At 69.8% G+C, this 8259-nt stretch carries 9 protein-coding genes; 8 read left to right on the top strand and 1 reads right to left on the bottom strand.

The genetic code is table 11. The features are described from left to right. From CQZ88_RS32285 to CQZ88_RS08855, 7 genes are all read left to right on the top strand, one after another. On the top strand, positions 1–1151 hold a 1151-nt coding region (locus CQZ88_RS32285), incomplete at its 5' end, for an HD domain-containing phosphohydrolase (protein ID WP_180986982.1). Between the two features lie 90 nt (positions 1152–1241). Then, entirely contained in the window at positions 1242–2063 is an 822-nt protein-coding gene (locus tag CQZ88_RS08880) for an alpha/beta fold hydrolase (protein ID WP_072634771.1), read from the top strand. A gap of 7 nt (positions 2064–2070) precedes the next feature. Further along, positions 2071–2892, top strand: a complete 822-nt coding sequence (locus CQZ88_RS08875; RefSeq protein WP_102799615.1) for an alpha/beta fold hydrolase — start codon at positions 2071–2073, stop codon at positions 2890–2892. A gap of 139 nt (positions 2893–3031) precedes the next feature. Beyond that, positions 3032–4210, top strand: coding sequence for a cytochrome P450 (locus CQZ88_RS08870; protein WP_072634773.1), 1179 nt, complete (start codon positions 3032–3034; stop codon positions 4208–4210). Further along, on the top strand, positions 4207–4401 hold the full coding sequence (locus CQZ88_RS08865) for a ferredoxin (RefSeq protein ID WP_050034893.1): 195 nt from the start codon (positions 4207–4209) through the stop codon (positions 4399–4401). The genes CQZ88_RS08870 and CQZ88_RS08865 overlap by 4 nt, the downstream gene beginning before the upstream one ends. 28 nt (positions 4402–4429) lie before the next feature. Next, on the top strand, positions 4430–5575 hold the full coding sequence (locus tag CQZ88_RS08860) for an NAD(P)/FAD-dependent oxidoreductase (protein ID WP_102799614.1): 1146 nt from the start codon (positions 4430–4432) through the stop codon (positions 5573–5575). A gap of 94 nt (positions 5576–5669) precedes the next feature. Beyond that, positions 5670–6629 (top strand): LysR family transcriptional regulator, encoded by a 960-nt coding sequence (locus CQZ88_RS08855; protein WP_044476072.1) that lies wholly within the window; start codon positions 5670–5672, stop codon positions 6627–6629. Between the two features lie 37 nt (positions 6630–6666). Here the strand turns inward: CQZ88_RS08855 and CQZ88_RS08850 are convergent, their stop codons facing one another. Continuing rightward, positions 6667–7254 carry a TetR/AcrR family transcriptional regulator gene (locus CQZ88_RS08850; protein WP_006938629.1) on the bottom strand — a complete coding sequence of 196 codons (588 nt, stop codon included), beginning with the start codon at positions 7252–7254 and terminating at the stop codon, positions 6667–6669. Positions 7255–7402: 148 nt separating this feature from the next. On the opposite strand from CQZ88_RS08850, the gene CQZ88_RS08845 reads away from it, so the two are divergent. Then, the coding region (locus tag CQZ88_RS08845) for a phosphotriesterase (RefSeq protein WP_258008520.1) at positions 7403–8259 on the top strand (857 nt) is incomplete at its 3' end.

The raw sequence follows: 8259 nt of genomic DNA, 5'->3' as shown, positions 1-8259 counted from the left end.
TGTCGCAACATTGCGAGGCGGGCGCCCGCCTGGCAACCCGCCTCGGGATGGCCGAATCCGTCCGTCGGTCGCTCGCGCATGCGTACGAGCGCTGGGACGGCAAGGGCTATCCGGCCGGCCTGGCGGCCGACGAGGTGCCGGTGGCGGTGCGGATCGTGACGGTCGCCCGAGACGCCGAGCTGTGGGCGCGCCGGGCGGGCTGGGCGGCAGCCACCGACGTGCTGTTGCACCGCCGGGGCCGCGCGTACGACCCGGCCGTGGTCGACGCCGTGGTCGCCGACGGTGAACACTGGCTCGCCGGAATCGGTGACGACCCGTGCGCGGCGGTCCTCGATGCCGAGCCGGCACCGGCCCTGACGATCGAGTCGGGCAACCTCGACCTGGCTCTGACCGCGGTGGCCGATTTCGCCGATCTGAAGTCGCCGTACCTTCGAGGCCACTCCACCGGTGTCTCGCGGCTGGCCGTTGCCGCCGCCGAAGCTGCCGGCCTTGCCACTGCCGACGCGACGACGCTGGGCCGAGCCGGACTGGTCCACGACGTCGGACGTGTCGGTATCCCCAACGGGATCTGGGATCGCCGGGGTCCGCTCAGCGCCGAGCAGTGGGAACGGGTTCGGCTGCACCCCTACCTCGGCGAGCGGGTCCTGCACCGCTGCGCGCTCCTGGCCCCCCTCGCCGACCTGGCGGCGCGCCACCACGAGCGAGCCGACGGCTCCGGTTACCACCGCGGGGCCTCGGGAGACCAGCTCGGCCTTGGTGCCCGGCTGCTGGGCGCCGCCGATGCCTACCATGCGATGACCGAGAACCGGCCGCACCGGCCGGCGCTCACCCCGGCCGAGGCGGCGTCGCAGCTGCTCGACGAGGTCGACGCGGGCCGCTTCACCCGGGTCGAGGTCGACGCGGTGCTCGATGCTGCCGGTCAGGTGAGCCGCCCGCCGCGGGTCTCCCGTCCCGCGGGTCTCACCGAGCGCGAGGTCGACGTGCTGGCGCTCATCGCCCGCGGCCGCACCAACAAGGAAGTGGCGAGCGTCCTCGTCATCTCGCCCAAGACGGTGGGACACCACATCGAACACATCTACACCAAGGCCGGGGTCACCACGCGAGCGGGCGCGACGCTGTTCGCGATGGAGCACGGCCTCCTCTCACCCTGACCGGCGTCGGAAATGGGGCGAACGCCCGATGTGCGCCGGCGGCGACCGGTTCACACTCGCCGACAGGGACCGAAGACGAGGGAGGCAGCCGTGCCCACGATCGACATCAACGACGCCAGAATCTATTTCGAGCGCACGGGGTCAGGGCGGGGGATCCTGTTCGTGCACGGTATGTGCGGCGACGCCGAGGTCTGGGCAGACCAGGCACGGCGGTTGTCGGACCGCTACACGTGCGTGCGCTACGACCGCCGGGGCCACAGCCGAAGTTCCCGCGGCGACGCCACGATCAGCGACTCCCTGCACGCGGACGACGCCGCCGCCCTGATCGAAGCCCTGGAACTTGCCCCTTGCCTGCTGGTGGGATCGAGCAGCGGCGCCGCCGTCGCCGTCGAGGTCGCGTTGCGCCACGGTCACCTGCTCCGCGGCGCGGTGTTCAGCGAGCCGCCGCTGTTCAGCCTCGATCCGGTTGCCGGCCGGGTCGTCCTCCGCGACGTGGTGCCCCGCGTCGAGCAGGCCACCGCCGCCGGCGGACCGGCCGCCGGGGTCGACGCGTTCTTCTCCGTCGTCTGCCCGGGGCTGTGGTCGATGATCGACGACGAGCGAAGGAACCGCTATCGAGCCAACGCCGACATCGGCTTCACCGACCTGCGGTCCCCGTCGCTCGAGGTCACGGCCGGGGACCTGGCCGCCGTGACAGTGCCCGCGCTCGTCGTCGCCGGAAGCGAAAGCCACCCGTCGCTGCGGTCGATCGCCCGTCAACTGGCCGCGGCCCTCCCCGACGCTCGCTTCGTCGAGCTGGAGGGCAGCGGCCACGTCACCTACGCCGAGCGGCCCGACGAATTCGCCGACGCCGCGTCGTCGTTCGCCACCGAGCTCGACCGGCGCACGGCAGCCGCACAGGGCGGCAGGTGAGACGGTCATGAGTCACCTGAGGGCTGCCGAGGGCAGAGCAACCCGATTCGACGTTCGATCCACCGATGGGACACCGCTGGCCGTGTGGGTCGACGGCGACGGGCCGCCGCTCGTCATGGTGCACGGGTCCCTCCGCGACCACACCACGTTCGGCCCCTTGGTGGACGAGCTGCACGCCGACGTCACCACGTTCGCGATGGACCGCCGAGGCTTCGTTGCGAGCGGCGACACACCGGGCTACGCCATCGAGCGTGATTTCGAGGACGTGGCCGCGGTCGTGGATGCCGTCGTGGCCCGCACCGGCGGGACTGTCGCGGTATGGGGTCACTCCTACGGGGCCAACTGCGCGATGGGCGGAGCTGCCCTCGCGCGCAACGTCGATCACCTCGTGCTCTACGAGCCGAGCCTGGGGATGGTCTATCCCGCGGGTTTGATCGATGCGATCGAGGAGGCGGTGGCTGCCGGCGACATGGAAACAGCGATCCGTGCAATCCTCGTCGAGATCCTGGAGTTGACCGAAGAGGAATGCGACACAATGCGATCGGGTCCGCAATGGCCGGCCCTCCTCGCCGCTGCGCCCACCGTGTCCAGGGAGTGCAGAGCCGAGGAGGGCTGGGTGTATCGGCCCGGCCGGTTCGACGGGATCGCGGCCCCGACGCTCCTGCCGGCGGGCACCGAAAGCCCTTCTCGGCTGAACGAGGCAACTCACCGCGCAGCGGGTGCAATTCCCGACGCCCGGATCCAGATGCTCGAAGGGCATGCCCACATGGCCCACAAGACCGATCCCGCCATGGTCGCCACCGTCATCGGCCGGTTCATCCGGTCGTAGAGGCGGCCGTCCCCGCCTCAACGCCATCTCCTACCGGCGGTACCCCCGAAGACCGCGGGACATCACATGAACTAAGTGCATGTAATCGTATGCACAATATGAGTTGGATTTATGTGAGTGGAGTCACTTCAATGGGTGCATGACCAGCAGCACTCCCGCGAGTTCCGACATCGACCTCTTCGCCGACGAGGTCCTGACCGACCCCTATCCGACGTACGCCGAACTCCGCGATCTCGGCGCGGTGGTGCATCTGCCCGCCAACGATGTCTATGCCCTCACCCGGTACGACGTCATCCGCGACGCCCTGGCCGATCCCGGCACCTTCTCGTCCCGGACGATCGGCTTCAACCCGATGGTCAACGAGGCGCTCCGAGGCACGTCCCTGGCCTCCGACCCGCCGATCCACACCGAACTGCGCGCGGCGCTCACCGAGAACCTCACCCCGCGGGCGCTGCGGGGACTCAAGGGCCAGATCGAGGCCAAGGCCGATGCGCTGGTCGCGGACCTGGTGGCCGAGGGATCGTTCGAGGCCATCGATGCGCTGGCCCGCGCCTTTCCGCTCGAGGTCGTCGCCGACCTGATCGGCTTCACCGGCGCGGCGCGCGACAACATGCTGCGCTGGGGACAGGCCGCGATCGAGGTCATCGGCCCGATGAACCAGCGGACGGCCGAGAACTTCCCGATCGCGGGTGAACTCTACGAATGGTGCGCCGGGGTCCGGGCCGAGGATCTGGCACCGGGGTCGGTGGGTCGCGGGATCTTCGATGCCGAGGCCCGGGGCGTCATTCCCCCCGGCACCGCCGGCCACATCATCCACCAGTACCTCGGTGCGGGGGTGGACACCACGATCACCGCGCTCGGCAACATCGTCGCGCTCTTCTCGGCCTTCCCCGACCAGTTCGACCTGGTCCGCCGGAATCCCGCCCTGGTGCCGGCGGCCTTCAACGAGGCTCTCCGCTTCTGGGCTCCGATCCATGCCTGGGGCCGCTCGGTCACCGAGGACGTGGAGATCGACGGCACCCTGGTGCCGGCCGGATCCCAGGTGGCGATCCTCTTCGGTGCGGGCAACCGCGACCCGAGGCACTACGAGAACCCGGACGCCTTCCTGGTCGAACGGAACCCGGTCGACCATCTGTCCTTCGGTTACGGTCCGCACGGCTGCGCCGGTCAGGGTCTGGCCCGTCTCGAAGCTCACGCCGTCATCGCGGCACTGGCGAATCACGCGCAGCGGCTCGTGGCTGCCGAGCCGGTTCGCGTGCCCAGCAACATCACCCGTTCCATCGACGAACTCGAGATCCTGAAGGTGGTCCCCGCATGAAGATCGTGCTCGACAGGCCCCGTTGCGAAGGCCACGGACTGTGCGAAGAGGTCGCTCCCGCACTGATGCACCTCGACGACGAGGGCGAACTGATCATCGACGTCGGCGAGCTCCCCGAGGGCAGCACCGAACTCGCCGCCGCAGGTGCCGCCGTCCGGGTCTGCCCCGTGGCCGCCCTCAAACTGGCCTGACACCGACAGCCGCAGGAACGGAACCCACATGAACGGCACCGACATGAACGGCACCGAAGCTCCCCGACGAATCGTGGTCGTCGGCAACGGGATTGCCGGCCAGACGGCCTGTGACAGCCTGCGCGCCGCGGGTTTCGACGGCGACCTGACCATCGTCGGGGACGAACCGCGGGCGGCCTATTCGCGGCCCGCGCTCTCGAAGGCGCTCCTGGTCGACGGTGGTTCCCACGAACTGGCCCCGCCCACGCACGAGGCCACCGAGGTGCTCGGGGTCGCAGCGGTCGGCCTCGACGTCGAGTCCCGGCGCGTGAGTCTCGCCGACGGATCGGAGCTGAGCTTCGACGGACTGGTGATCGCGACGGGTTCGCGGGCCCGGCGCCTCGGTGGTCCCGACAGCCCGGAGCTGACCTTGCGCACCCTCGACGACGCCCTCGCGTTGCGGGAGCGGCTGGCGGCGCGGCCGTCTGTCGTGGTCGTCGGCGCCGGCCCACTGGGCATGGAGATCGCGTCCGCGGCGCTGTCGGCGGGATGCGAGGTCACGCTGGTGGCCGACGGTAGGCCGATGCTCCCGCATCTGGGGCCGTGCCTGTCCGAAGCGTTCACCGCGGCTGCGGTCGCCCAGGGGCTGAAACTGGTCGACGGTACCGCCGCAGGAATCGACGGCGCGCGTGCCGTGGTCCTGAGCGACGGCTCACGGGTCGAGGCCGACCTGATCGTCACCGCGATCGGCGACATTCCCAACACGGAGTGGCTGGCCACCAGCGGACTGATGGTCGACGGCCGCCTCGAGGCGGACTCGCGCGGGCGAGTCGCGCCCGGCATCGTCGCGGCCGGGGACGTCGCGGCGATCCCGACGCGTGGGGGTGTGCGCCGGATTCCGCTGTGGAGCAGCGCGATCGAGCAGGCCAAGGTCGCGGCCGTCGCTCTCCTGGCCGGCGACGCCGCGCCCGAACTCGACCTCGATCCGTACTTCTGGACCGAGCAGTTCGGGTTGAACCTCAAGGCGGCCGGCCACCTGCCGGCGGCCGGCGAACCCGAGTTCCTCGTCGGTGACAGCCCGCACGGACCGTCGGTGATGCGCTGGACGCACGACGACGGACGCGGCGTCGCGGTGGCCGTCAATCACCGGATCCCGATCCCGAAGCTGCGCCGCATGGCCTCGGCCGACGCGTGACACCGCAATATCGACTGACGCCGCAGTTTCGACTGACGCCGCAGTTTCGACTGTCGCCGCGGGGTCGGCCGACGGATACGTAGAGTTCGTGTGGATGAACCAACCGCTCGACCACCCGAGCGATCCGGACCTGGGACGGCTCGCCTCGGTCAACCTCAACCTGCTGGTGCCGCTGCTGGCACTGCTCGAGGAGGGGTCCGTCACCCGCGCCGCGGCCCGGGTGGGCATGACCCAGCCCGCGATGAGCCATGCCCTGGGCCGGATGCGCCGGCTGATCGGCGACGACCTGGTGATGCGGCAGGGGAGCGGCCTGGTGCTCACCCCGCGCGCCCTGGAACTGATCGCTCCGCTGCGTGACGTGCTGCGGCAGACCGCGCGGGTGGTGGACTTCCCGGGCTTCGATCCCGCTCGCGACAGCCGCACCATCACGGTGGCGATGACCACCAGCACCGCCTTCGTGGTCGGGCCGAATCTGGCGCGACTGATCGCCGAGCGGGCGCCGAATGCGACCCTCCGGATGCGCAACTTCGTCGAGCCGCATCCGAGCGACTTCACCGACGACGGGGTGGACGTCGTACTCGTGTCCGAGGCGTTCTCCTCGCCGTACCCGCGCCACCGGCTCTACGAGAACCGCTGGGTGGTCATCGCCCACCCGGACAGCGATCCCGAGGCGTCTGCGCTGGACCTGCTCACCTCGCTGCCCCACGTCACCTACGACTCCCGGCACCGGGTGGCACCGTACGCCGCGATGGACGCGCACGGCGTCCATTACCGGATCGGGCAATTGATCTCGGACCACCTGCTCATCCCGCATCTGGTGGCAACGGCCGGTGGGGTGGCGGTGCACACCTTCCGGGTCGCTGTCGCGATGCGGGAACGGGTGAACCTCCGCATCGAGGAGTTCCCGCTGCCGGTCTCTCCGTTGGGTGTCGACATGGTGTGGAACCCGCGCCTGGCAGATCAGGAGTTCATCGGCTGGTTGCGGGGGATCCTGGTCGACGCGTCCGCCTTCGAGCCGGCGGCACCGACGTCCCGGGCGGCCCGTGACGGGTGATCGTCGGGGACGGACTTCCTCGTGCCGATGCTGAGCCTCAGTCGGCCGATGCGAGCAGGTGGCACCAGGATCCGGTGAGTTCGTCGAGACAGATCTCGCGGGGGGTCCGCCAGCCGACCGAGAAGTAGCGGCGCGAGAGGTACTCGAGCTGGCCGAACGCGAGCACGCAGCGGATCCGGCGACGGTCCGGCGGGAATCGGTTCGCCAGGTTCAGCCCCTCGGTCATCTGGCCGACCGCGTCCTCGAACCACTGCTCGGTCCTGGCCGCGACGTCCGGCTCATGGGCGGCCTGGTAGGACGCGGTGAGGTAGGGCTTGATCTCGTCCCACTGCGAGAACTTGCGGTCCAGCCACTCCTGGATCCGGTCGCGCGAGCCGGAGGCGACCACTGCGGTCAGCGTGGGGTCGTCGGCCGTCGTGAGGATCGCGTCGACCTTCGTCAGCAGTGCGCTCATCACCTCGGCCTTGGACGCGAAGTGCAGGTAGAAGGTGGTCCGGGTCGAGCCGGCGGCGGTGGCGATGTCGTCGATCGTGGTCGCGGCGTAGCCCTTGGTTCCGAACAGCTCGAGTGCCTTCGTGAGGAAAAGCTCGTAGGTCATCTGCTTCTGTGCGGCACGGAGCGACATGGGCTCGGATTCTAGCCGCAGTACAGCCACTGACCTGTCAGCACAGTCACATGGCGATATGCATCGTTACTTGACATGATGTAATGCGAACGCCTACTGTGATACGCACCACGTCGTGCCGACGCGACGCTGACGAAAGGAAGTGCCGATGACTGGCGCCCACACTGCCGAGGGCAACACCGTCCATACCGTCCTCGGCCCCGTTCCCGCCGACGAGTTGGGGGTTGTCTCGGTTCACGAGGCGCTGTTGTCGGTGGTTCCGGGCGCGGAGCACGCATTCGACATCACCATGGACCGCGCCGAGATCTTCGAGACCCTGGCCGCGAAGCTGACCGATTTCCGTGAACACGGCGGACGGACGATCGTCGACAGCACCGGCATGTTCCACGGTCGCGACGTGAAGCTGTACGAGGCACTCTCCCGCACGACAGGCGTGCACATCGTCGCGTCCACCGGCATGGGCCCGGAGAACCTGCTCGGCGGCTACTTCCTCACGCCGCAGACCAACCCGCCCACCCCGTGGCCCGCGGAGAAGTTCGCCGACCTGTTCACCAGGGAGATCACCGAGGGCATGGTGGTTCCCCGCGTCGAGCGCCGCGGCGCCGCAGGCCTGGTGACCACCGCCGCGGATCCCGACGGTATGACCGCCACCGAGGAGAGCCTGTTCCGCGGCGCGGCCCGCACCGCCCTCGCTACGGGAGTCGCGGCCTCGATCCGCTACGGGAACGACGCCGTCCACGACCTCGGGATCGTCCTGGCCGAGAAGCTGCCGGCGGACCGCGTCGTCGTCGGCGGTCTCGACCGCAAGGACGCGATCGCCGCCGGCGCACCGCTCGAGATCGCTCGCCGCGGAGCCTTCGTCGCCCTCGACCACGTGGGCACGGCCGACGACATCCACGTCACCGACGAGGAGCGCGCCGCCGTGATCCGCGAACTGATCGAGGCCGGGCACGGAAACCGAATCCTGCTCTCGTGCAACGCGACCGGCGTGTCGAAGGGCGAACC

The sequence above is a fragment of the Rhodococcus sp. ENV425 genome (genome assembly GCF_002887785.1).
In the GTDB taxonomy this organism is placed as follows: Bacteria; Actinomycetota; Actinomycetes; order Mycobacteriales; family Mycobacteriaceae; genus Rhodococcus; species Rhodococcus aetherivorans.
Note: the sequence above shows the minus strand (reverse complement) of the source record. Positions and strands in the feature narration are given on the sequence as shown.